Raw genomic sequence first — 24,556 nt, forward strand, 5'->3', positions numbered from 1 at the left:
GGATGGGGAGTTCTCTGGCATACGGGGGAAGAACGCGCGCATGCACACGGGGGGAGTCCATCAGGGCACGACCGACCTCTCGGCGGATTGGGGCGCTATCCATGACACGTACGCTCGGCGGGCACCACCAGCAGCTCTCGAACGCGGTCACGGCACCGGCGGTCTCCGCCGAGGCGGGCGCGCGCGCCCGCGACTGGGCCGAGATACAGGAACGGATGCTGGTGCCGCTCTACGAAGCGGTGTACGAGCGCCTGGAGGTCCGGAGCGGGACCCGGGTGCTCGGTCTCGGCTGCGGCTCGGGGCTCGCCCTGCTGCTCGCGGCCGCGCGGGGTGCGCGGGTGACCGGCGTCGATTCCGACAACGAGCGGCTGGCACTGGCCCGCGAGCGGCTCCGCGCCGACCTGGAGCGGGACGGCCGGACGGACCGGGCGGCGGACACGGGCACACTGCTGCCGGTGGACCGGATGGCCGACGCCGCGCCGGGGCCGGGCCGTTCACCGTACGACCTGATCACCGCCTTCCAGCCGATCGGCTCCGTGGCGGGCGACGCGAAGGGGCTGGGGCCGGCGCTCGACGAGGCGATACCACTGGCCCGGCGCGGCACGCCCGTGGTGCTCGCGGCCTGGGGTCCGCCGGAGCGCTGCGCCACGGACGGCGTCCTGCGGGTCGCGGGTCGGCTGGGCGACCGCCCGCGCAGGGGCGCCCGGCGGCCGGGGCACCGCGACGATCTGGAGGAGGTCGCGGCGCGGGCCGGGCTGAAGCCGGACGGTTCGGGGCGGGTGGCCTGCCCGTTCGGGTACGCGGACCAGGAGAGCGCGGTCCGCGGCCTGTTGTCGACAGGGGTGTTCGACGGCGCGATCCGGACGACGAACCGCCGGCTGGTGGAGAAGGAGATCGGCGAGGCGCTCCATCCGCATCTGCGCCGTGACGGCACGGTCTGGATGCCGAACGTCTTCCGGTATCTGATTGCCCGTACGCCCTGAGAGCCGCCCATAACGGACCGGTACTAAACCCTGGACAGTATCCGGAATTCTGTTTACTGTCGCATCCGTGACTGGCTTCGACGAGCGTTTCCTGACCCGCAACGGCCTCGCGGCCCGGCAGCTGGCGGTTCTCCTGCTGAACCACGAGCCGGAGACCCGGCTGCCGCGCGTGCGGGACTTCGCCGTGGAGCTGGGCGTGGGGAACGGCACCGTCCAGGCCGCGCTCCAGCTGCTGGAGAACGCCGAGGCGATCGAGACGACGGCCCGGGGCCATCTCGGCACCTTCCTCGTCCGCTCGGACCGCTCCATACTGTGGCGGCTCTCCGGGCTCGGCACGCTCCTCGCCGCGATGCCGTTGCCGTACTCCCGCCGGTACGAGGGGCTGGCGACAGGGCTGCGCGCCGCCTTCGAGGAGGCCGGCGCGCCCTTCGCGATCACCTTCATGCGGGGCGCCGGCGCCCGTACGACCGCCCTCCTCGAAGGCAAGGTCGATCTCGTCGTCCTGTCGCGCTTCGCCGCCGACCGGCTGATCGAGGACCATCCCGTCGAGCTGGTCGCGGATCTGGGCCCGGCCACCTATGTCGGGGCGCACGGCCTGCTGCTGCGGCGCGGCTCGGACCCGGAGATCCCGGGGCTGCGCGTCGCCGTCGACCACGCCTCGGAGGATCAGCGGATGCTCGCCGAGCGCGCGTTCGCCGGGCGCTCGGACATCGAGTGGATCGAGGCGTCGTACATGCAGCTGCGCGATCTGTTCGAACACGATCTGGCCGACGCCACCGTCTGGAACCTCGATGAGGTGCAGGGGCTGCTCGGTATGAGCGTGGACGTCCTGCCGCTCGGCGACGAGGTCACCCGCGATCTGTCGCTGCGCAACTCCAGCGCGGCGATCATCGGCAGGACGGAGGGGGCGAAGGCGCTCGGCGCCGTACGCGAGTCCCTCGATCTGTCGGTCGTCACCTCCCTCCAGGCCGAGGTGTTGCGCGGTGAGCGCACGCCCTCGTACTGACCGCCACCGCCCCGGCCACGCGAAAGGACACCCCGCGCGTCGACGCGTCGGCTCAAAATACAAAATCCTGGTTACTGTCTCTTCGTTACCCCCGAGGACCGGACCCAAGGAACCGGACCCGAGGAATCTGATCGAAGGAAAGGAAGACCCAAGCCCATGGACGACCAGCTCGCCCTCCGCGTCCGGCTGTTCCGCGAGAGCGGCCAGGTCAGGCCCGAGGTCGCCGCGTTCGTGACCGGGGAGCTGGACTCCCTGGCCGCCGAGGGCCATACCGTCACCGAGGCCACGGCGGGGATGCTCACCAGCCATCTGATGATGGCCCTCGACCGGCTGCTCGACGGCGCGCCGATCGAGGAGTTCAGGACCGACGGGCAGGTGGCGGCCGAACTCGCGGACCACCCCGAGGCCGTGGCCCGCGCCCGCGCGGTCTCCGTACGCGCCGAACGGGAGCTGGGTGCTCCGCTCCCCGACTCCGAGATCAACTTCCTGGGCCTGCATCTCGCCGTACTGGCCCAGAACTCGCCCGCCTCACCCCACTCGTAGGTCTCATCCCACTCGTAGATCCCACATCTCTCCCGTAGGTCCCCTCTCACTCGTAGCGCGAAGGACCCAGCCATGACGAAGATCCTCACCGGCGGCGTCGGCAAGACCGAGGTCGCGAACACCGTCTCCGCACTCGCCCTCGGCGGTCTGGAGATCACGGTCTCCAACGACATGGACGCCGCGATGAAGCTCCGCGCCGGGCAGGCCGACTACTACCTCGGCACCTGTCACACCGGCGCCGGTGCCTCCCTCGGCATCCTGGTCGGCCTCCTGGGCCGGCCGCTCTGCCACACCTTCGGCCGCCACGTCCCCGCCGAGGACGAGGTCACCGCTCTGCTGGCGGACGGCAAGAAGGTCTTCGGCTTCGCCATCGACCAGATCGACGTGATCGCCCCGATCATGGCCCGCGCGATCGCCGCGCGCGGCTGAGAAGACCTGCCAGGACCCGAGGAGAGACCCCGTGAGCACCACCGTCCTCGCAGCGAGTACCAGTCTGGACTTCTCGCTGACGCAGAAGCTTTTCGTCATAGCCCTGTGCGCGCTGACCGCCTTCATCGCGCACATGGCGCTGGCCGTGTTCAACGACGGCGTACGCCCCTTCATGCTCGACTTCATCCAGGGACGCTCCAAGCGGACCGCCACCACCGCGGTCTCCTTCGGCCTCTCGGCGGGCTTCATCTTCGGCCTCGGCGCCCCGATGGCGCTGTCCAGCGGGGTGCTCAACCCCTGGCTGCTCTTCCTCCCCACCGACATCCTGGGCATCCTCGCGCCGAGGAAATGGCTCGCGCCGCTGCTCGGCGGCGCCTGGGGCGCCGTGGTCGTCTTCGGTCTCAACGGGGCCAATGACGTCGCGCACGATCTGCCCGTCGACTTCCTGACGGCGATGCAGCAGATGTCGACGCCGATCCTCTTCCTGTTCACGCTCTTCCCTGTGCTCGCCATCACCAAGCAGTTCGGGCGGCTGCGCGGCGGCCTGGCGGCCGTGCTGGAGCTGGCGCTCGTGATCATGACGATGAAGCTCTGGCCCAACGTCTTCGCCGGCTCACTGGCGATGGCGGCCGGTGTGCTGCTGCTCATCGGCTTCGCCGTCCGGAAGGACCTGCTCCAGCGCACGGCGGACCGGGCCGCCGCACGGGCGGCGGGCGAGGAGACCTCGGGTACGGGGCAGCGGGCGGTGGCCGGGGACGATCCGATGGCCTCGCTCTTCAGCGCCAGCGCGCTGCGTCTGCGCCGGTATCTGCCGCTGTTCATGGTGCTGGGCGCCGGAGTCTGTGTGCTGGCGCAGATGCATATCTTCGGCGGCGGCGAGGCGACCAGCTTCCTGATCGCCAAGGGCCAGTACAGCGAGGCCGCCCAGGTCGACTTCTACCGGGTCTTCGGCTTCATCCCGCTGATCGCGACGACCGCGCTCGCGTCCGGCGCGTACGGCATCGCCGGTTTCACGCTCGTCTACCCCATCGGCTATCTGCTCCCCAACCCGATCCTGGCGGCCGTCGTCGGCGCCGTGGTCTTCGCCCTCGAAGTGCTGGCCCTGTCCTCCATCGGCAAGGTCCTGGGCAAGCTGCCGAGCGTGCGGGACTCCTCCGAGCATCTGCGGAGCGCGATCACCGACACCCTGCAACTGGCGATCCTCTTCGGCTCACTGCTCGCGGCCAATGTCATGGGCGGCGGACTCGCGATCCTCATCGTCGGCGGGCTCTATCTCCTCAACGAGGCGATGGGCAGGCCCGTGGTGCGGATGGCGGCGGCGCCCGCGGCGGTCATCGTCGGCGGCGTACTCCTCAACCTCCTCTACTGGCTGGACCTGTTCACCCCCCTCAAGGGCTGACCCCGCGACGGTCCGGACAGGACCGCCAGGAAGGCACCCCCACGCTCATGCCTCATCTCACCACCGTCGCCGGGCCGCTGCCCGTCTCCGCCGTGCGCGGCCCGGCACTCTCCCACGAACATCTCGTCCTCGATCTCGACCGTACGGGCGACGGCGCCGCCGTCCTCGACGCCGGGCGCCACCTGGACGCCGTCACCTCCGAACTGACCGCGCTGCGCGCCGAATTCGGGCTTTCCCTGGTCATCGAGCTGACCTGCCGCGGCATGGGCCGCGACCCGCGCGCCCTGGCCCGCGTCGCCGAGAAGTCCGGGGTCGCGGTGGTCGCGGCCACCGGCTGGTACTACGAGCCGTTCCACCCGGACGAGATCGGCGGCACGTCCGTCGGCCGGCTCACCGAGACCCTGATCCAGGAGATCACCGACGGGATCGGCTCCACCGGGATCCGGCCCGGCGTGCTCGGCGAGATCGGCAGCCATGGCGACCGGCCCAGCGAGCCTGAGAGCCGGGCGCTGCTCGCCTCGGCGCACGCCGCCGCCGCCACCGGTCTGTCGGTCGCCACCCATGCCCAGCTCGGCCGTGGCGGACTCGCCCAGCTCGAACTGCTCACCGGTACGGGCCTGGCTCCGCACCGGATCTGCCTCGGCCACCAGGACCTGCTGGACGATCCCGCCGTCCACCGCGAACTGGCGGCGAGCGGCGCGTACGTCGCCTTCGACACCGTCGGCAAGGAGTCCTACCAGAGCGACGACACCCGGCTGCGCCTGCTGCTCGCCCTGCTGGACGCCGGTCACGCGGACCGCGCCCTGCTCAGCTGCGACATCTCGCGCCACGGCTATCTGGAGTCGGAGGGCGGCCAGGGGTACGGCCATCTCTTCCGGTCCTTCCTCCCCAAGGCGCGCGCGGCGGGCGTGGACGACGAGCTGATCGACCTGTTGACCCGGCGCAATCCGCTGCGCTTCCTGACCGGCGCGTACACGGACGACGCCCCGGCCACCGACGCAGACGTAGACACCGACACCGACACCGACACCGACACCGACACCGAGGAGATCTGAGATGCCCGTGCTCCCGCGGACCTTCCCGCTGGCGACCGTCACCCTGGAGGACGCGGCCCAGCGGCAGTTCCGCCTCCTGGAGTGCACCGCCGCGCACTTCGAGGGACCACGGCTCTTCGAGGCGGACGCCGGTGTCGTACCGGGTCTCGGCCGCCCCCGTACGACCGCCCGCGTCGAGGCCGTACTCGCCGACTACTTCGGCGCCGAGGACGCGGCGCTCGTCCAGGGCGCGGGTACGGGCGCGATCCGCGCCGCGCTCGCCGCGGCCGTCTCCCCCGGCGACCCGCTGCTGATCCACCGGGCCCCGGTCTACCGGACGACCGCCGTCACCCTGCGCGGCCTCGGGGTCCGTACCACCGAGGCCGACTTCAACGACCCCGCGGCGCTCCGCCGGGCCCTGGAGTCCGGCGCGTTCTCCTGGGCGTACGTCCAGCACACCCGGCAGCGACTGGCCGACTCCTACGATCCGGGCGAGGTCCTCGCGGCCTGCCGCGCCGCCGGGGTCCGCACGGTCGTCGACGACAACTACGCGGTGATGCGCGTACCCGCCTCCGGGGTGGAACTGGGCGCGGACGCCTCCTGCTTCTCCCTCTTCAAACTGCACGGCCCCGAAGGCGTCGGCGCGGTCGTCGGCACCCGCGATCTCGTCGGACACGTCCGCGCCGACAACTACTCGGGCGGCGGCCAGGTCCAGGGCCACCAGGCCCTCGACGCGCTCCGCGCCCTCACCCACGTCCCCGTCCTGTGGGCGCTCCAGTCCCGGGTCGGCGCGGAGATCGCGGAGCGGCTCGCCGCCGGTGAGGTGCCGGGCGTCGCCGAGGTACGCGTCGCCAACGCCCAGGACCGCTGTCTGCTGGTACGGCTCGACCGTCCGGTCGCCCGTGAGCTGCCCGCCGTCGCCGCGCGGTACGGCGCCGCGCCCTATCCCGTGGGCTCCAACTCCCGCTACGAGATCGCCCCGCTCGTCTACCGGATGTCCGGCTCGTCGCTGGACGACTCCCCCGAGCTCGCCGACTGGACCGTACGGATCAACCCCATGCGGGCCGGAGCCGATCTCGTGATCGGGATCCTCCGCCGTTCGCTGCACGACCTGAAGGGCTGATCGTGTTCCTGGACACCGTCCTCACCCGCAACCCCGCGCTCGTCGACACGGCGACCGCGCTGCACCGCTCCGGTGCCATCCCGCCCGACACGTACGTCATGGACGCGGACGCCGTCGAGGGCAACGCCGCGCTGCTGGCGGCCGAGGCCGAACGGCTCGGGCTCTCGCTGTGGTTCGTGGTCAAACAGTTCGGCCGCAACCCCGAGCTGATCCGGGCGGTCGCCCGGCACATCCCGCGGTTCGCCGCGATCGACCCCTCCGAGGCCCGCACCCTGCACGCCACCGGAGCGGGGGCCGGCAACCTCGGCCATCTCGTGCAGATCCCGCGCCGCGACCTGCCCGAGCTGCTCGCCTGGCGGCCCGAGGCGGTGACCGTCTTCGATCTCGCCAACGCGCGGGCCGTCTCGGCGGCCGCCGGTGAACTGGGCTTCGTCCAGGACGTGTTCGTACGTCTCGAAGGCGTTCCCGGCTCCGTCTACCCGGGGCAGGAAGGCGGCGTGCCCCTGGACGCGCTGGACGAGTTCGCGTCCGCCGCCGAACAGCTGCCGTCGATCCGTATCGCGGGGGTCACCGCGTTCCCCTGCGTCCTGTGCGACCCGGCCACCGGCCTGCCCGCCGCCACCCCCAACTTCGAACTCGCCCTCAAGGCAAGGGAACTGCTCACCGCCCGCGGCCACCACCCGGTCGCGCTCAGCGCCCCCAGCGCCACCTCCATGGCGACGCTGCCCCTGCTGGCCGAACGGGGCGCCACCCACGGCGAGCCCGGCCACTCCCTCACCGGCACCACCCCGCTCCACGCGATCGACCCGCACCAGCCGGAACAGCCCGCCTACGTCTACGTCAGCGAGGTCGCCCACACCCTCGCGGACGGCAGGCCCGCGCTCTACGGCGGCGGCTTCTACAGCCGCGCCGGCATCCGCACCGCCCTGCTGCCCCGCACCGGTCTGCGCCTCCCGGTCCAGGACGCCCCCGCCGAGAACATCGACTACTACCGGCTGCTGGACGCGCCCCCCGCCGACGAGGTGCGGGCCGGGGACACCGCCGTACTCGCCTTCCGTACGCAGATCTTCGTCACCCGCTCGACCGTCGCGGTCGTCACCGGCCTCTCCACCGGAAACCCCCGGCTGACCGGCCTGTACGACGCGCGGGGCCGGGCCCTGTAAGGAGCCACCGTGAGCAAGACCGTCATCCTCGTCATCGACGGATTCGGGATCGGCGCGATGCCGGACGCGGGCGCGCTGCGTCCGGGCGATGCCGCGGCCGACACCTGCGGGCACGTACTGGACCGCTGCCGCGCGTCCCTGGGCCGCCCGCTGCGGCTGCCCGCGCTGGGACAGCTGGGCCTCGGCCTCGTCCATCCGCATCCCGACCTGGCCCGGTCCACCCGGCTGCCGGTGACGGCGGGCCGCGCCGCGCTCGGCTACCCGGGGGCGGACACATACGCGGGCCACCAGACCATGATGGGCGCGGACTTCAGCCGCGTCACGGTGGCCCGGCTGGCCGACCACCTCCCCGAGGTGATCTCGGCCCTGTCCGCGGCCGGCCACCGTGCCGAACCGCTCGACGGCCGGCCGCTGCTCCTGGTCGACGGCGCGGTCCTGGTCCACGACAACCTGGAGGCCGACCCTGGCATCAACTGGAACGCCTCCGGCCGCCTGGACGACCTGCCCTTCGACCGGATCCTCGCGATCGCCCGTACGGTACGGACCGTGGCACCCGTCGCCCGCGTCATCGCGGTCGGCGGCCACGCGGACGGGCCTCTCAGCACGTACGTACGCGACGGGGACGGCGGCACGGTCGGCCTGGACACCCCGGCCAGCGGCTTCTACCGCAACGGCGGACTCGAAGTCCAGCACCTGGGCGCGGACATCGACCACACCCGCCGGCTCCCGGACCTGGCGGCCCGCGCGGGCATCCCGGTGACGCTCGTCGGCAAGGCGGCGGACATCCTGGCGTGCGATGCCGCCGTACGGCGGCCGGCTGTCGGGACGGCGGAGGTCCTGACCCACACGCTGGAGGCGGTACGCGCCCCCGGCGACGGGCTCGTCGTCGCCAACGTCCAGGAGACGGACCTCGCCGGACACCAGCAGGACACCGACCGCTACGGCCGGATCCTGGAACAGACCGACGCGGGGCTGTCGGCGCTGCTCGGGCTGCTGTCCGGGGCGGGCGACCGGCTGACGGTGACGGGCGACCACGGCAACGACCCGACGATCGGCCACGCGTACCACACGCGCGAATACGTCCCGGTCCTGACGTACAGCCCTGACGGCGCGGGCCCGGAACTACGGGCGGACGCGGGGACGCTGGCGTCGGTGGGAGCGGATGCGTGGGCGTGGCTTCGCCGCGGTGTGCGCGGGTCCCTCCAGGTGCCGGGGCCTGGGCCGGTTTCCTCGTGCGGGTTGCCGCCGGGTGGCGCTCCGGGGCTCGCGCCCGGGACGCCATGGTGCGACGCTCCGTGATCGCCGGGAGACCTGTGTCCGCGCTCCGGCCCATCCGCCTCTACTTCTACGGCCGAGCTGTGGCGGCAACGTCGCCGAAGACCTTTTCGGCCCCGATCCGCCGTATGCGTTCGGTGCCCCATTCTCCCAAGGAGGCAAGGGCGGCGTTGAGCGAGACGCCGTGCTCCGTCAGGGAGTACTCGACCTTCGGCGGCACCTCGCGGTACACCTCACGGTGCACGAGTCCGTCTTCTTCCATCTCCCGCAGATGCTGGATCAGCATCTTCTCGCTGACACCCGGCAGACCGCGTCGAAGCTCGGCGAACCGGCGGGTCCCGTAGTGGTGCAGTTCCCAGAGGATGAGCGACTTCCACTTGCCGGCGACCACGTCCATCGCCGCGTCGATGCCACAGAAATAGGGACCACGTCGCGCTGACGCTGCCATCCGCCCCCCCAGGAGGTACTTACTCACGGGTGAGTACCCGACTAATTAGTCCGTACTGGTCAACCCTACTGGCTGCGGAGAGGATCGAGCCGAAGGACGAACACGAGGGGGAGAGCCGAAAAATGACAACCGACAACAGCGTTCAGGTGAGTGTTCTCGGGCTGGGGGCCATGGGCAGCGCTCTCGCGGGCGCCCTGGTGAAGGCCGGATACGCGACCACATGCTGGAACCGCTCACCGGGGAAGGCGGACGGCCTCGTCGCGCAGGGCGCCAAGGCCGCCGACACGGCCGGCGACGCGGTCCGGGCCGGCCGACTGCTGATCGTCTGCCTGCTGGACCACGCGTCGGTCCATGAGGTGCTCGATCCGCTCTCCGGCGAACTGGCCGGACGAACCCTGGTCAACATGACCACGACGTCACCCGCTCAGTCACGGGAGTTGGCCCGCTGGGCCGCCCAAGCGGGGGTCGCGTATCTGGACGGCGGCATCATGGCCGTACCGCACATGATCGGCGGGCCTGGGGCATCGATCCTCTACAGCGGTTCGGCCGATGTCTTCCATCGGTACAAGCCGCTGCTCGACCTGTGGGGAACCAGTACCTACTTCGGTGAGGACGCCGGGCTGGCGTCCCTGTACGACCTCGCCCTGCTCGCGGGCATGTACGTCATGTTCGCCGGATTCATGCACGGCGCCGCCATGGTCGCGCCGGCCGGCGTGACGGCGGGCGAGTTCGCCGCCAAGGCCGCACCGTGGCTGACCGCCATGACCGGCGCCTTCGAAGGGTTCGCCGCGGTCATCGACGGCGGGGACTACACCGTCGAAGGGCAGCAGAGCCTCGGCTTCTCCAACCTCGGTGACCTCCTGGCCGCCAGCTCCGACCAGGGCATCAGCACCGAGGCAGTGGCCATGGTGCAGCGGCTCGTCCAACGCCAGATCGATGCGGGCCATGGAGAGGAAGGCTTCGCCCGAATCATCGAGAGCATCAAGCAACCGGCTGACAACTCCTGACAAAAGGAGGTTTCCGGACCTCCGGGAACGACGGGGTGTCAGTTGTCCGGGCGTCAGAACGCATGCGTGGCATTCGGGCCCGCGCGGCCTCACATCCGGGATCTCAGGACGTCGACCTCACAGCCCGGCGCGAACGGGTCGAAGCCGTGCTCGGTCAGCCAGCGAACTGCCAGCAGGCTTCGCAACGACCACCACGCGTGGATCACGTCGAGGTCGACGTCGGTGCCGTAGCCGGCGACGACGTCACCGAGGTGCTCCTCGTGTCCGAGCGTGAAGGTGGCGAGGTCGTACAGGGCATCGCCCTGGCCCGCCTCGGACCAGTCGATGATGCCCGTGACCTCGTCGCCGTCGACGAAGACGTGCGCGACCTGCAGGTCGCCGTGCGTGAACGCCGGAGTCCACGGCCGGAGCGCGGCCTCGGCGACCTGGCGGTTGCGGGCGACCAGGTCGGCGGGCAGGAAGCCGTTCGTCACGAGCGACTCGCACTCGTCGTCGAGTTCCGCCGCCAGCGCGACGATGCTCCGGCCGGCCCGGCCGGGCCGGGGCGGCAGCGGCGCGTCGTGCAGCCTCCGGATGGCGGCGCCCGCCGCGGCCCACGCCGCCGACGACCCGGTCGACGGCCCGCCGAGGCGCCCGACCGTCGTCCCCGGGAGTGCGGCGATCGCGAGCACGGGCGGCTTGCGCCACAGGACCTCCGGGGTCGGGACCGGCGCGAGGGACATCGCCTCGATCTCGACGTCGATGCGCGCCTGATCGGCGTCCACCTTCAGGAACACATCGCCGACGCGCAGGGTCGCGCGCTCGGAATGGGCGACAACGACTGTGACCTCATCCATGGGCGACCAGTATCCCGGGGATGATCGCCGACGTCGCCGGGTTTTACCGCGTGCGAGGGCGGGCGGGGCGAGGCGGCGGCACCGTCCCGCACCCCGCCGGAGACGCACCGCGCCCCGCCCAGGGGTCAGCTCATGAACTTCTTGAACTCGTCCGGGAGTTCGAACGACTTGTCCTGCCCCCCGGCCGGCAGGCCGTTCGCCGCCTCTTCCCGGCGCGCCAGCGCCGCCTGTTCCTCGGCCTTGCGCTTCATCGGGTTGCCCGACCGCTGCTTGCCCTTCGCCTGCTTCGTCTTCTTCTTCGCACGGCCGGGCCCGCCGCCCATCCCCGGAATGCCCGGCATCCCCGGCATCCCGCCGCCCTGCGCCATCTTCGACATCATCTTGCGGGCGTCGAAGAACCGCTCCACGAGGTTCTTCACGGCGCTGACCTCGACGCCGGAACCCCGTGCGATCCGAGCCCGGCGTGAGCCGTTGATGATGACCGGGTCCTGACGCTCCCCCGGGGTCATCGACTTGATGATCGCGGCGGTGCGGTCCACGTCCTTCTCGTTGATGCTGTTGATCTGGTCCTTGATCTGCCCCATGCCCGGGAGCATGCCGAGCAGCTTGCTGATGCTGCCCATCTTCCTGACCTGTTCCATCTGCGCCAGGAAGTCGTCGAGCGTGAAGTCCTTGCCCTTGCTGCTCGCCAGCTTGGAGGCCATCTTCTCGGCCTCGGCCTGGCTGAACGTCTTCTCCGCCTGCTCGATGAGGGTGAGCAGGTCACCCATGTCGAGGATGCGGGACGCCATACGGTCCGGGTGGAACGCGTCGAACTCGTCCAGCTTCTCGCCGTTCGAGGCGAACATGATCTGCTTGCCGGTGACGTGCGCGATGGAGAGGGCCGCGCCGCCGCGGGCGTCGCCGTCGAGCTTGGAGAGGACCACGCCGTCGAAGCCGACACCGTCACGGAAGGCTTCGGCGGTGTTGACCGCGTCCTGCCCGATCATCGCGTCGACGACGAAGAGGACCTCGTCGGGGCTGACGGCGTCGCGGATGTCCGCGGCCTGCTTCATCAGCTCCTCGTCGATGCCGAGGCGGCCCGCGGTGTCGACGATCACGACGTCGTGCTGCTTGGTCCTCGCGTACTCGACGGAGTCCTTGGCGACCTTGACCGGGTCGCCGACCCCGTTGCCCGGCTCGGGCGCGTACACCGAGACGCCCGCGCGGTCGGCGACCACGGAGAGCTGGGTGACGGCGTTGGGGCGCTGGAGGTCACAGGCGACGAGCAGCGGGGTGTGGCCCTGGCCCTTGAGCCAGAGGCCGAGCTTTCCGGCGAGGGTGGTCTTACCGGCGCCCTGGAGACCCGCGAGCATGATCACGGTGGGCGGCTGCTTGGCGAAGCGCAGGACGCGGGTCTCGCCGCCGAGGATGCCGATGAGCTCCTCGTTGACGATCTTGATGACCTGCTGCGCCGGGTTCAGCGCCTGGGAGACCTCGGCGCCGGCCGCGCGCTCCTTGACCTTGGCGATGAAGGCGCGGACGACGGGCAGCGCCACGTCGGCTTCGAGCAGGGCGATACGGATCTCGCGTGCCGTGGCGTCGATGTCCTCCGGGCTGAGGCGCCCTTTGCCCCGGAGGCTCTTGAATGTGGCTGCGAGGCGGTCGGAGAGAGTGTCGAACACGGCGGTCGCGGATCCTCAGGTCGGGGGCGGATGAGGGGGCTGTCCCCTACAGCTTCGCGCTATGAAGGACAGACCGTTCCCCAGGGTATCCGGCCGCGCGCGGTGCGGTCTGCCCTGTGGGGGCTCGGCCGTTCGGCCGAGCCCCCGGCCGCGACGTCAGCGCAGCGCGGCCTCCACGGCGCCGGCCAGCTCGGCGGCGGCCTTCTCGGGCAGCGGCCGGCCCCGCTCGTTCGTGACATAGAACGCGTCGACCGCGTTGGCGCCCAGCGTCGACACATGCGCGCTGCGCACCCGTACCCTCGCCTCCTCCAGGGCGCGGCCGATGCGGTGCAGCAGCCCCGGTGCGTCCTGGGCGCGTACCTCGATGACCGTCGCGAGCTGGGAGGCGGTCGGCGCGACGGTCACGCGGGGCGGCGGAGCCGTGACTCCCCGGCGGCGCGGATACGCGGCCTCCCGCTCGGCGAGCCTGGACGGGATGTCGAGCGAGCCGTCGAGGGCCCGTACGAGATCGGCGCGGAGCCGGGCGGCCTGCGGCAGGGAGCCGTATTCGGCGGCCACCCGCCAGCTCAGCAGCAGGACCTCGGTGGTCTGCTTCCGTCCCGCGTCCTTGCCCAGCTCGGCGGGCAGCTCGACGGCGCGCAGATCGGCGGCGCGTACGGTCAGCCGGTGCAGGGCGAGCACCCCGGCCGCGGCGGGCAGGACGCCCGGCTGGTCGGGCAGCGCGATGAGCAGTTCGACGCCGACGGGTTCGGGTTCGCCGTCGTCCTGCGGGGCCTCGGCCTGGGCGTGCAGCGCCAGTACGGGACCGCCGGTGCGCAGCGCCTCGACGGCCAGCCGTTCCTGCTCGGCGCTGGGCGCGGCGGGTTCCGGCTCGGTGACGGCGTCGCCCGCGAGGACGGCGGCCACGCGCGCGACGAGGTCGTCGACGAGCGAGGCGCGCCAGGACGACCAGGCCGCGGGGCCGGTGGCGAGCGCGTCGGCCTCGGTGAGGGCGTGCAGCAGTTCCAGGGTGGCGAGCGAACCGACCCGGGTGGCGACCGCGCTGACGGTCGCGGGGTCGTCCAGGTCGCGCCGGGTCGCGGTGTCGATGAGCAGCAGGTGGTGGCGTACGACCGTGGCGACGACGCCCATGTCCTCACGGTCGAAGCCGATCCGGGAGGCGACGTCGCGGGCGATGACCTCGCCGGCCACGGAGTGGTCGCCGGGCCAGCCCTTGCCGATGTCGTGCAGCAGGGCGCAGATCAGCAGCAGGTCGGGGCGGCCCACGCGGCGGGTCAGCGAGGACGCCTGGACGGCGGTCTCCACGAGATGGCGGTCGACGGTCCAGGTGTGGACGGGGTTGCGCTGCGGCCGGCAGCGGACCCGCTCCCAGTCGGGAAGGAACTGGCTGATCAGGCCCTCGGCCTCCAGCGCCTCCCAGACGGGGACGGTCGACTCGCCGGCGCCGAGCAGGGTGATCAGTTCCTGGCGCGCCTCGGCGGGCCAGGGCACGGGCAGCGGCTTCGAGGCGGCGGCCAGCCGGCGGACGGCGTGCAGCGAGATCGGCAGACCGGCCTGGGCGGCGGCGGCCGCCGCCCGCAGGGGCAGCACGAGGTCGCGCTCCGGGCGGGCGGTACGGGCGAGGACGACCTCGCCGTCCTGCTCGACGACGCCTTCGGCGAGCGGGCTGCGGTCCGGGGCGGGCTTGGCGCCGAGCATGGCCCGCAGCCGGGGCCGCACGGCCCGGGAGCGCAGTACGCGGTTGACCTCGCGCCAGGTGACGTCGGAGGCGTACGAGACGGTGCGCGCCGCCTCGTACACCTGCCGCAGCAGCGCGTCGGCGTCGAGCAGGCCGAGTTCCGCGGCGACCGGGTCCTGTTCCTGGAGGGCGAGCCGGTCGGTGGCGCGGCCGGTGGTCAGATGCAGGGCGTCGCGGGCGTCGAGGAGCCGGCGCCGGGCCTCGTAGAGCCCTTCGCGGGGCGCGTCGGCGAGCCAGGAAGCGGCGATGGCGCGCAGCGCGGTGGCGTCGCGCAGTCCGCCCCTGGCCTCCTTGAGGTCGGGTTCCAGCAGGAACTGGAGCTCGCCCTGGCGCTCGGCGCGCTCCCGGCAGAGTTCGTCCAGCTCGGGGAGGCGTTTGAGGGCGCTGTTGCGCCAGTCGGCGAGGATCGCGGTGCGTACGCCGCCGACCAGGCCCAGGTCCCCGGCGACATGCCGGGCGTCGAGCAGCCCGAGCTGCACCTTGAGGTCCTCGCCCGCGGTCCTGCGCACCTCGGCCGGGGTGCGTACGGAGTGGTCGAGGGCGAGCCCGAGGTCCCACACCGGGTACCAGACGCGGTCGGCGAGTGCGGCGATCGCGGCGGGGCCGGAGGCGCCATCGTGCAGGAGCAGCAGGTCGAGGTCGCTGCGCGGCGACAGTTCGCCGCGGCCGTAGCCGCCGACGGCGACGAGCGCGGCGCCCCGTACCCCGGCTTCCCTGGCGGCGGTGGTGAACAGCGCGTTCAGCCAGTCGTCGGTCAGTCTGGCCAGGGCGGCACGGCGCGGCGGCCCGGACTGCGCCTTCTCCTGGAGGAGGCGCAGCCGGGCCGCCGCGTAGCCGCTGGGTCCCGAGTCTGCCTGTTCGGTCATCTCTTCGAGGCTCGTCACCCAGTCGTTCCCATCTCTAGAGTGCGTCCGGGCCGCGCTCGCCGGTCCGTACCCGGACCGCCGTGTCGACCGGCACGCTCCATACCTTCCCGTCACCGATCTTGCCGGTGCGGGCGGCCTTGACCACCACTTCGATGAGCTGTTCGGCGTCGCCGTCCTCGACCAGCACCTCGATGCGGATCTTCGGTACGAGGTCGACGGTGTACTCGGCACCGCGGTAGACCTCGGTGTGGCCGCGCTGGCGGCCGTAGCCACTGGCCTCCGTGACCGTGAGCCCCTGGACGCCGAAGGCCTGCAGGGCCTCCTTGATCTCGTCCAGCCGGTGTGGCTTCACGACTGCGGTGATGAGCTTCATGCGTCCACCTTCTTGGTCTTCGCCGCGACGGCGGCGTTCTCGGCCTGGCTGGCGGCGGCGACGCTACTACGGCCCGACGGCGAACCCCCGACCGCGCTGAAGTCGTAGGCGGACTCGGCGTGGTACGCCATGTCGACGCCGCTCGTCTCGTCGTCCTCGGAGGCCCGGAAGCCGATCGTCGCGTCGACGATCTTGGCGAGGATCCAGGAGACCACGAAGGAGTAGGCCATCACCGCGAAGGCACCGACGGCCTGCTTGCCCAGCTGCGAGAGTCCGCCGACCCCGCCGGTGGCGAGGACACCCACGAGCAGGGTGCCGATGACACCGCCGACGAGGTGGACGCCGACCACGTCGAGGGAGTCGTCGTAGCCCAGCTTGAACTTGAGGCTGACGGCCCAGGAGCAGACCGCTCCGGCGACGACACCGATGAGCAGGGCGCCGAAGGGGTTGACGGCCGCACCGGACGGGGTGATCGCGACGAGGCCCGCGACGGCGCCGGAGGCGGCGCCCAGCGTGGTGAACGCGCCGTGCCGGATGCGCTCGTAGATCAGCCAGCCGAGCATCGCGGCGCCGGTGGCGATCTGCGTGTTGAAGGCCATGAGGGCGGCGGTGCCGTTGGCGGCCAGCGCCGATCCGGCGTTGAAGCCGAACCAGCCGAACCAGAGCAGTCCGGCGCCGAGGACGACGAGCGGCAGGTTGTGCGGCCGCATCGGGTCCTTCTTGAATCCGATCCGCTTGCCGACGACGAGGACCGCGGCGAGCGCTCCGACACCCGCGTTGATGTGGACCGCCGTACCACCGGCGAAGTCGATCACCCCGAGCTTGAAGAGCCAGCCGTCGGACTGCCAGACCCAGTGCGCGATCGGGAAGTACACGACGGAGACCCAGAGCGCGATGAACAGCGCCCAGGCGCTGAACTTCACACGGTCCGCGAGGGCACCGCTCATCAGCGCGGGGGTGAGGACGGCGAACATCAGCTGGAAGAGGGCGAAGGCGAAGACCGGAATGCCTTCGGTGCCGCCGGTCAGGGTGTCGACCGTGATGCCCTTGAGGCCGATGTGGTCGAAGTTGCCCAGCAGACCGGCACCGATGTCGTCACCGAAGGTCAGCGAGTACCCGTAGAGCACCCACAGCACGCCGACGATCCCGAGCGAGATCAAGGACATCATGAGCATGTTGAGGGCGCTCTTCACCCGCACCATGCCGCCGTAGAAGAATGCCAGGCCGGGCGTCATCAGCATGACGAGCGCGGCACTGATCAATACGAATGCGGTATCTGCGCCATTCAAGGCCAGCGTCTCCTCGTGGTCGGAACGGCCCGTGCGGATGCTCAAACTAGGTGTGGGCCGACTGTGCTGAGGAGATTGGCGCAGCGCGGTTTCGGCCAATGCCGCTCGATGTTTCGCGGCAGTGACGAAGACGTCCTGCGTGTTACGTGCCGATGAACCGGCGGATCCCGGCCGCCGGCCTGGATACCCTCTGCGGACATCGGAAACCGGCCGCGGCGGTCACCCTGTGTCCTGGCGGCGGGGGAGCCGTGTCGGGCTGTACGGGGTGACTGCCGCGGCCGGGGCTTTCGGCGGGGCGGTGGGGCGGGTCCGGCCGGTGGCCGGGGGCGTCCGCCGCTCAGACGGCCTCCGCGGACTCGGGCAGCTGGGCGGTGAGCCGCTCGGTGAGATCGACGACACCGGTGACGTCGCCGAACTCCCTGGCTGCGGTGTCGAGCGTCTTGCGGAGCCGGGTGTTGACCCGCTCGGAACGGACGCTCTCCGCCACCTTGAGGGCCTTCTCCGCAAGGGCCGTGGACTGCTCGGGCTCCCTCTTGAGGAGATGGACGGTGGCCAGGCCGATGAGGTTCAGCGCATACGACCGCTGGTGGTCGGTGTCCTGGGCGAACAGGTCGACGGCGCGGCGCATGACGGGTTCGGCGAGGGAGGCGTAGGTGGGGCTGCGGCCGGCGACGTAGGCGAGGTCGCGGTACGAGTGGGCGTTCTCGCCGTTGAGTTCGGCCTCGGAGAAGAAGCGGATCCAGTCGGGCTCCACCTCGCCGTCGACCCCGGCGTCGGAGAAGGTGTCCTCGGCCATCCTGACGGCCCGCTTCGTCTTGCTCGGCTGCCCCATGTTGGCGTACGCGCGCGCCTCCATCGCATACAGCATGGCCTGGGTCCGCGGGGTGGCGCAGTCGCGGCTGCCGTACTGCGCGAGATGGATCAGCTCCAGCGCGTCGTCGGGCCGGCCGAGATGGATCATCTGGCGGCTCATGGACGAGAGGATGTACGAACCGAGCGGCTTGTCCCCGGCCTCCTTCGCGGCGTGCAGGGCGAGGACGAAGTACTTCTGGGCGTTGGGCTGGAGGCCGACGTCGTAACTCATCCACCCCGCCAGCTCGGCCAGTTCCGCCGCGCACCGGAAGAGCCGTCGCGAGGTGGCCTCGGGCTGAGGCTCCTGGAGCAGGTCGGTGACCTCGTGGAGCTGACCGACGACCGCCTTGCGGCGGAGTCCGCCGCCGCACTGCGCGTCCCAGAGCCGGAACATCGCGGTGGTCGACTCCAGCAGATCCAGCTCGGGCGCGGAGAGCCGGCCGGCGCGGGACGGGGGGGCGACGGGCTCGTCGGGCTGCTCCTGGCCGCCCGCCGACGTGGGCACCAGCCAGCGCTGCATGGGCTCCACCAGCGCGGGTCCGGCGGCCAGCGCCAGTGAGGTGCCGAGGAAGCCGCGCCGCGCCAGCATCAGATCGCTGCGGGAGAACTCACTGATCAGCGCGACGGTCTGCGGGCCCGCCCAGGGCAGATCGACCCCGGACACCGAGGGCGACTGATGCGCGGAGCGCAGCCCGAGCTCCTCGACGGCGACGACGGCGCCGAAGCGCTCGGAGAACAGTTCGGCGAGGATGCGCGGGATCGGCTCGCGCGGCTGCTCGCCATCGAGCCAGCGGCGCACCCGCGAGGTGTCCGTGCTGATGTGGTGCGCGCCCATCTGACGTGCCCTGCGGTTGACCTGGCGCGCCAGTTCGCCCTTCGACCAGCCACTGCGCAGGAACCACGAGCCGAGCTGCCCATTCGGGCGCTTGCCGGTATGCGTACCGCCTGCGCCACTGCCGCCCACTGGAACGCCCCCATCCGCTGAAGCCACTTGTCGCGCGAACCGGTATCAGAATGCCGCGAGCACGGGGTGTCTGTCCGCCGGTTGCGCCCCTTCGAACAGGAAACCGAGTTGCCCTTGGCATACCCGCGGGAGTGTCCTGCCCCGGGTTCGTGTACTGAAAGTAATCCTACGATCACTGTCCCAGCGAGGGTGATTCCACAATCGCCACCATTCGCCACCCCTTCGAATGAACTCGCCCCCGGCCGGGCGCGATTGACTTGACGCACGTCGACCGGAGCGGACCGAAGCGCTGTACGCCGGGGCGCGCGAATCCGGTCCCACTACCCCCAATGCCACTTCGCGCCGCCTCGACCGCCCCGATGGCGACGGAGTGTCACGGGCACACTGCGAGACGTAACCACCGGCGAGTTCGACCCGTTGGAGGGGGCATGGGCTTCACGATCGGCGGCATCCGGGAGATGCGGTCCGGCGCGCGCCGCCGTGGCCGCACCACTGAGTGCACCACGGTGGCGGAGTACACGGGCCTGTGGGGCTGGGACGTGATTCCCGGCGTTCCCGAGGCGGTTCCCACGGCACGGGCCTCGGGCGAGCGGTGCTCCTGCGGCGAGCCCGACTGCGCGGCGCCGGGCTCCCATCCCCTGGCGTTCAGCCCCGAGGTGTCGGCGGGCGCCACCCTCGACGATGTCACCAAGGCGTGGTCGGAGGCACCGGGCGCGGCGGTACTGCTGCCGGTGGGCCGCGGCTTCGACATCATCGACGTGGCGGAACCGGCGGGGAGCCGGGCCCTGGTACGGCTCGAACGGATGGGGCTCCCGCTGGGCCCGGTCATGGCGACGCCGGCGGGCCGCGCCCACTTCTTCGTGGCACCGGGCGCGGCGGCGGAACTGCCGGAGCTGCTGTACCGGATGGGCTGGGACGACGCGGACCTGGACCTGCACGGCCTGGGGCCGGGGGCGTATGTGATGGCGCCGCCGTCGGAGGTGGCGGGCCTGGGACCGGTGCGGTGGCTGCGCCCGCCCTGCCTGGACACGGCGGCGGAACCACCACCGGCGCGGCTGCTCCTGGGCACGCTGGCGTACATCTGCCACCGCCTGGCCTGACGGGAGTCGCCGTCCGGCGGTGCGCCTCCGGCGGGGGCGTTGTCCGGGGTGCGTTTCGGCTGGGGCCGGTTGGTCATGTGCGCGTTGTTGCCGGGTGGCGCTCCGGCCTCGCGTCCGGGGCTGCAAGCTGCGCTTTCCGGGGGACACCCGGCCCACGACAACGAGACCGCACCCCGGAAACCGGCCCCCGCCGAAACGCTCCCTAGTCCCCGATCAGCGCGTTCACGAATGCCTCGGGTTCGAACGGGGCCAAGTCGTCCGCTCCCTCGCCCAGCCCCACCAGCTTCACCGGCACCCCCAGCTCCCGCTGCACCGCGATCACGATGCCCCCCTTGGCCGTGCCGTCCAGCTTCGTGAGGACGATGCCCGTGATGTCCACGACCTCCGCGAACACCCGCGCCTGCACCAGCCCGTTCTGGCCCGTCGTGGCGTCCAGGACCAGCAGCACCTCGTCCAGCGGACCGTGCTTCTCCACGACCCGCTTGACCTTGCCCAGCTCGTCCATCAGCCCGGTCTTGGTGTGCAGCCGGCCCGCCGTGTCGATGAGGACGACGTCCGCGCCCTCCGCGATGCCCTCCTTGACCGCGTCGAAGGCGATCGACGCGGGGTCGCCGCCCTCGGGGCCTCGTACCGTACGCGCGCCGACGCGCTCGCCCCACGTCTGGAGCTGGTCGGCGGCGGCGGCGCGGAACGTGTCCGCCGCGCCCAGTACGACCGAGCGGCCGTCCGCGATCAGTACGCGTGCCAGCTTGCCGGTGGTCGTGGTCTTGCCGGTGCCGTTGACGCCGACGACCATCACGACGGCCGGGGTGTCCAGGCCGCTCTCGGTCTTCACCGCGCGGTCGAAGTCCGTGTCGAGGAGGGTGACGAGCTCCTCCTTGAGGAGCGTGCGCAGTTCTTCCGGCGTGCGCGTGCCGAGGACCCGTACCCGCTCGCGCAGCCGCTCGACCAGTTCCTGGGTCGGCGTGACACCGACGTCCGCGATGAGGAGGGTCTCCTCGATCTCCTCCCAGGTCTCCTCGTCGAGGTGCTCGCGCGAGAGCAGCGTGAGCAGTCCCTTGCCGAGGGAGTTCTGCGAGCGGGCGAGCCGGGCGCGCAGCCGGATCAGCCGGCCGGCGGACGGCTCGGGGATCTCGATCGCGGGCGCGGGCGGCTCGGTGACGACCGGATCCTCGACGGCGACCGGCGTCTCCGTGGCGCCCGGGAGGCCGACCTCCTCGATCGTGCGGCGGGATTCGTCGTGCGGCGCCTCCGCCTCGTCACCGACATGTGGCTCGGCAGGAGGAGCTGTGAGGGTCGGCGTGCTCGACGGCGCCTCGGGCGGCAGCTTCTTCTTCTTGCGGCTGCCGACCACGAGCCCGCTGATCAGGCCGACCGCGACCAGGGCGATGACTACAACAAGGATGACGATTTCCATAACGCTCCCAGTATCGGCCACGGCCGGGACCGGCCCTGGCTTCAGAGGATCACACGAAGATCCTCGTTATGATTTGGACCTTTTGAGCTGAACGTACGATGCTGGGGGTTCTGGGTTCGCCCGGACTCCCCTCTCTGGCCCCCCACCTCTGTACGGAGCCTCTTCATGCCCCACGCCTCCGAAGGCGCCATGGAGACCCGCGGTCTGGAACCCGTCCCCGATGACGAGCGCACCGGCCATGTCCGCCAACTCTTCCCCACCTGGGTGGCGGCGAACATTAGCGTGCTGCTGCTCACGATGGGCGCCGGTCTGATCGTCTTCAACGGTCTGAACTTCTGGCAGGTGCTGACCGTCGCCGTCGCGGCGCCCGTCGTGTCGTACGGCATCGTGGGGCTGGTCTCCCTCGCCGGGAAGCGCGGCGGCTCCCCGGGTATGGCGCTCTCCCGGGCTGTCTTCGGCCAGCGGGGGAACCTCTTCCCCGGCACGCTGATCTGGGTCGCCCGCTGGGGCTGGGAGACGATCAACGCGGTCACCGGCGCCTATGCCGTGCTGACGGTTCTCGACTTGCTCTTCGGCGTCAAGCGCAACACTCCGCTGATCGTGATCACGTTGCTGCTCTTCGTTGCCTGCACCTTCCTGGTCTCGGGACTCGGCATCAAGGCGCTGCGGGTCTGCAGTACCTGGTCGACGTATCTCTTCGGTGCCTTCAGCGTGCTGGTGCTGGTGTATCTGGTGATCCACACGGACTGGTCCGCGGTCTTCGGCCGGCCCGCGGGGTCGACGGCGATGATGATCGCGGGAATCGGGACCGTCGCGGCGGGCGGGATCAGCTGGGTGCCCTCGGGCCCGGACTTCACGCGTTATCTGCCCCGGTCCGCCTCCGGCCGGGCGATGGTCGGCTCGACCGTCGGCGGCGCGGGGATCGTGGTGCTCCCGATGGTGCTGATGGGCGCGGTGATGGCGGTCGGCACCCCGGGTCTCGCCAAGGCGCAGGACCCGGTGTCGTTCATCGGCGAACTGCTGCCCGCCTGGATCTCGGTGCCCTATCTGCTGATCGCGCTGGTCGGTATGTTGCTGATCAACTCGATGTCGATGTATTCGGCGGGCTTCACCGCGCAGACCCTGGGCATCAAGGTGCCGCGCGCCTGGGCGGTCAGCGTGAACGCGGTGATCAGTCTGATCCTCGGCTTCCTGCTGATGGTGGTGGCCACCAGCTTCATCGGCTCGTTCATCTCGTTCCTGACGCTGCTCGCGGTGGCGTTCTCGGCGTGGATCGGCGTCTTCGGGGTGGACATGCTGCGGCGGCGTACGTACGACGGCGCGGCACTGATGGACACCACGCGGACCAGCGCCTACTGGTACCGGGGCGGCTTCGCGTGGTCGGCGATGGCCGCCTGGGGCACGGCGCTGGTGGTGGGGCTGCTGTTCACCGGAGTGGACTGGTTCTCGGGCCCGCTCGCCGGGACCTGGCCCGGGGAGAACGGGCTGGGCTGGGTCATCACGACCGTCGTGGCGGCGGCTCTCTACGCCGTCCTGCCGCGCGACCGGAGCACGGCCCCGGCCGGCGAGCGGTCCGAGGAGGAGAGACTGGCCGTCTGAGGGCTGTCCCGCCCTTAGCCCATCTCTTCGAGCGTCCTGCCCTTCGTCTCCTTCACGAACAGCAGCACGAACGGGATCGAGAGCACGGCGAAGCAGGCGTAGATGACATACGTGCCCGAGAGGTTCCAGTCGGCGAGGCTCGGGAAGCTCGCGGTGATGGCCCAGTTGGCGATCCACTGCGCCGAGGCCGCCACACCGAGCGCGGCGGCGCGGATCCTGTTCGGGAACATCTCGCCGAGGAAGACCCAGACGACGACGCCCCAGGACAGCGCGAAGAAGAGTACGAACACATGGGCCGCGATCAGGGCGACCGTCCCCTCCGTGGCCGGCAGCTTGCCGTTCACCAGCGGCGCGGAGAACGCCCATGCCTCGAAGGCGAGCGCGACGGCCATGCCCGACGAGCCGACGAGCGCGAGGGGTTTCCGGCCGGCCTTGTCCACCAGGACCATCGCGATCACGGTGCCGATGATGTTCACGATCGACGTGGTGAACGAGTAGAAGAACGAGCTGGACGGGTTGATGCCGACCGACTGCCAGAGCGTCGCCGAGTAGTAGAAGGCGACGTTGATGCCGACGAGCTGCTGGAACATCGACAGTCCGATGCCGACCCACACGATGGGCAGGAAGTAGAAGCGGCTGCCCTTCAGGTCCTTGAAGGTCGACTTGTGCTCGCGGCGCATGGCGTGGTCGATCTCGGCGACCCGGGCGTCAAGATCGACGTCCTTGTTCTCGACCTCGGCGAGCACCTTCTTGGCGCGGTCCACCTTGCCCACGGAGATCAGATAGCGCGGTGACTCGGGGATCGCGAGGGAGAGCAGGCCGTACAGGAGCGCCGGGACGACCATCACGCCGAGCATCCACTGCCAGGCCTCCAGGCCCAGCAGCTTGCCGCGCTGGTCGCCGTCGGCGAGCTGGAGGATGCCGAAGTTCACCAGCTGGGAGACGGCGATACCGATCACGATCGCGGCCTGCTGGAAGGAGCCGAGCCGGCCCCGGTAGGCGGCCGGGGAGACCTCGGCGATGTACGCGGGGCCGATCACCGACGCCATGCCGATCGCGAAGCCGCCGATGATCCGCCACGCCGCCAGGTCGTAGATGTCGAACGGCAGCGCGGACCCGACGGCGCTGATGGTGAAGAGGCCCGCGGAGATCTGCATACAGCGGATGCGGCCGATCCGGTCGGCGATCCGGCCCGCCGTGGCGGCGCCGATCGCACAGCCGATCAGGGCGATGGCGATGACCTGCGCGAGTGCCGCCGAGCCGATGTCGTATCTGCTCCTGATGGCTTCGACGGCGCCGTTGATCACCGAGCTGTCGTAGCCGAAGAGGAAGCCGCCCATCGCGGCCGCGGCCGTGATGAAGATGACATGGCCGAGGTGTTCCGGTGAGGCCGCGCGGCCTCCGGACGGCGGTACCTGCGCTGTGTCGGTCACGTGTACTCCTGGTGC

At 71.1% G+C, this 24,556-nt stretch carries 21 protein-coding genes; 12 read left to right on the plus strand and 9 right to left on the minus strand.

All coding sequences use genetic code 11. The features are described from left to right. Positions 1-101: 101 nt before the first annotated feature. The 9 genes from CU044_RS31825 (at position 102) to CU044_RS31865 (ending at position 8,979) form a co-directional block, all read left to right on the plus strand. Entirely contained in the window at positions 102-983 is an 882-nt protein-coding gene (locus CU044_RS31825; protein ID WP_129772200.1) for a methyltransferase domain-containing protein, read from the plus strand. Positions 984-1,050: 67 nt separating this feature from the next. Continuing rightward, entirely contained in the window at positions 1,051-1,989 is a 939-nt protein-coding gene (gene yhfZ / locus CU044_RS31830) for a GntR family transcriptional regulator YhfZ (protein ID WP_129772201.1), read from the plus strand. 156 nt (positions 1,990-2,145) lie between these two features. Continuing rightward, complete coding sequence (locus CU044_RS31835; protein WP_129772202.1) at positions 2,146-2,532, plus strand: PRD domain-containing protein; 387 nt, start codon at positions 2,146-2,148, stop codon at positions 2,530-2,532. A 72-nt stretch (positions 2,533-2,604) separates the two neighbouring features. Further along, positions 2,605-2,961: a DUF2620 domain-containing protein gene (locus CU044_RS31840; RefSeq protein ID WP_129772203.1), complete on the plus strand. Its 357-nt coding sequence runs from the start codon at positions 2,605-2,607 to the stop codon at positions 2,959-2,961. Positions 2,962-2,992: 31 nt separating this feature from the next. Beyond that, positions 2,993-4,360 (plus strand): YhfT family protein, encoded by a 1,368-nt coding sequence (locus tag CU044_RS31845; RefSeq protein WP_129772204.1) that lies wholly within the window; start codon positions 2,993-2,995, stop codon positions 4,358-4,360. A gap of 47 nt (positions 4,361-4,407) precedes the next feature. Next, entirely contained in the window at positions 4,408-5,415 is a 1,008-nt protein-coding gene (locus CU044_RS31850; protein ID WP_129772205.1) for a phosphotriesterase, read from the plus strand. A 1-nt stretch (position 5,416) separates the two neighbouring features. After that, positions 5,417-6,517 carry an aminotransferase class V-fold PLP-dependent enzyme gene (locus tag CU044_RS31855; protein ID WP_129772206.1) on the plus strand — a complete coding sequence of 367 codons (1,101 nt, stop codon included), beginning with the start codon at positions 5,417-5,419 and terminating at the stop codon, positions 6,515-6,517. Between the two features lie 2 nt (positions 6,518-6,519). Continuing rightward, positions 6,520-7,680 carry an alanine racemase gene (locus CU044_RS31860; protein ID WP_129772207.1) on the plus strand — a complete coding sequence of 387 codons (1,161 nt, stop codon included), beginning with the start codon at positions 6,520-6,522 and terminating at the stop codon, positions 7,678-7,680. Positions 7,681-7,689: 9 nt separating this feature from the next. Next, positions 7,690-8,979: a phosphopentomutase gene (locus CU044_RS31865; RefSeq protein WP_129772208.1), complete on the plus strand. Its 1,290-nt coding sequence runs from the start codon at positions 7,690-7,692 to the stop codon at positions 8,977-8,979. Positions 8,980-9,025: 46 nt separating this feature from the next. Here CU044_RS31865 and CU044_RS31870 read toward each other — a convergent pair whose 3' ends face one another. Then, the gene (locus tag CU044_RS31870) at positions 9,026-9,403 is read right to left on the minus strand and encodes a helix-turn-helix domain-containing protein (protein ID WP_129772209.1); all 378 of its coding nucleotides are present in this window, start codon (positions 9,401-9,403) and stop codon (positions 9,026-9,028) included. Positions 9,404-9,525: 122 nt separating this feature from the next. Between CU044_RS31870 and CU044_RS31875 the strand changes: the two genes are divergently transcribed. Then, a complete protein-coding gene (locus tag CU044_RS31875; protein WP_129772210.1) occupies positions 9,526-10,410 on the plus strand; it encodes an NAD(P)-binding domain-containing protein in 885 nt (294 codons plus the stop codon). An 89-nt stretch (positions 10,411-10,499) separates the two neighbouring features. Here CU044_RS31875 and CU044_RS31880 read toward each other — a convergent pair whose 3' ends face one another. From CU044_RS31880 to CU044_RS31905, 6 genes are all read right to left on the minus strand, one after another. After that, positions 10,500-11,246, minus strand: coding sequence for a phosphotransferase (locus CU044_RS31880; RefSeq protein ID WP_129772211.1), 747 nt, complete (start codon positions 11,244-11,246; stop codon positions 10,500-10,502). A gap of 125 nt (positions 11,247-11,371) precedes the next feature. Beyond that, positions 11,372-12,910: a signal recognition particle protein gene (gene ffh, locus CU044_RS31885; protein ID WP_129772212.1), complete on the minus strand. Its 1,539-nt coding sequence runs from the start codon at positions 12,908-12,910 to the stop codon at positions 11,372-11,374. Between the two features lie 156 nt (positions 12,911-13,066). Then, positions 13,067-15,532 (minus strand): [protein-PII] uridylyltransferase, encoded by a 2,466-nt coding sequence (locus CU044_RS31890; RefSeq protein ID WP_129772213.1) that lies wholly within the window; start codon positions 15,530-15,532, stop codon positions 13,067-13,069. A gap of 16 nt (positions 15,533-15,548) precedes the next feature. Then, positions 15,549-15,887, minus strand: coding sequence for a P-II family nitrogen regulator (locus CU044_RS31895; RefSeq protein WP_078074856.1), 339 nt, complete (start codon positions 15,885-15,887; stop codon positions 15,549-15,551). Continuing rightward, positions 15,884-17,176 carry an ammonium transporter gene (locus CU044_RS31900; RefSeq protein WP_129772214.1) on the minus strand — a complete coding sequence of 431 codons (1,293 nt, stop codon included), beginning with the start codon at positions 17,174-17,176 and terminating at the stop codon, positions 15,884-15,886. Before CU044_RS31900 ends, CU044_RS31895 begins: the two co-directional genes overlap by 4 nt. 337 nt (positions 17,177-17,513) lie before the next feature. Further along, on the minus strand, positions 17,514-18,992 hold the full coding sequence (locus CU044_RS31905; RefSeq protein WP_129772215.1) for a hypothetical protein: 1,479 nt from the start codon (positions 18,990-18,992) through the stop codon (positions 17,514-17,516). Positions 18,993-19,420: 428 nt separating this feature from the next. On the opposite strand from CU044_RS31905, the gene CU044_RS31910 reads away from it, so the two are divergent. After that, complete coding sequence (locus tag CU044_RS31910; RefSeq protein WP_129772216.1) at positions 19,421-20,092, plus strand: bifunctional DNA primase/polymerase; 672 nt, start codon at positions 19,421-19,423, stop codon at positions 20,090-20,092. Positions 20,093-20,294: 202 nt separating this feature from the next. On the opposite strand, the gene ftsY is transcribed toward CU044_RS31910, so the two are convergent. Continuing rightward, positions 20,295-21,509, minus strand: coding sequence for a signal recognition particle-docking protein FtsY (ftsY, locus tag CU044_RS31915; protein WP_129772217.1), 1,215 nt, complete (start codon positions 21,507-21,509; stop codon positions 20,295-20,297). A 165-nt stretch (positions 21,510-21,674) separates the two neighbouring features. Between ftsY and CU044_RS31920 the strand changes: the two genes are divergently transcribed. Further along, complete coding sequence (locus CU044_RS31920; protein ID WP_129772218.1) at positions 21,675-23,108, plus strand: cytosine permease; 1,434 nt, start codon at positions 21,675-21,677, stop codon at positions 23,106-23,108. A gap of 14 nt (positions 23,109-23,122) precedes the next feature. Here the strand turns inward: CU044_RS31920 and CU044_RS31925 are convergent, their stop codons facing one another. Next, entirely contained in the window at positions 23,123-24,541 is a 1,419-nt protein-coding gene (locus CU044_RS31925) for a sugar porter family MFS transporter (RefSeq protein WP_129772219.1), read from the minus strand. Between the last annotated feature and the right edge of the window lie 15 nt (positions 24,542-24,556).

Source organism: Streptomyces sp. L-9-10 (assembly GCF_004151105.1).
Taxonomy (GTDB): domain Bacteria; phylum Actinomycetota; class Actinomycetes; order Streptomycetales; family Streptomycetaceae; genus Streptomyces.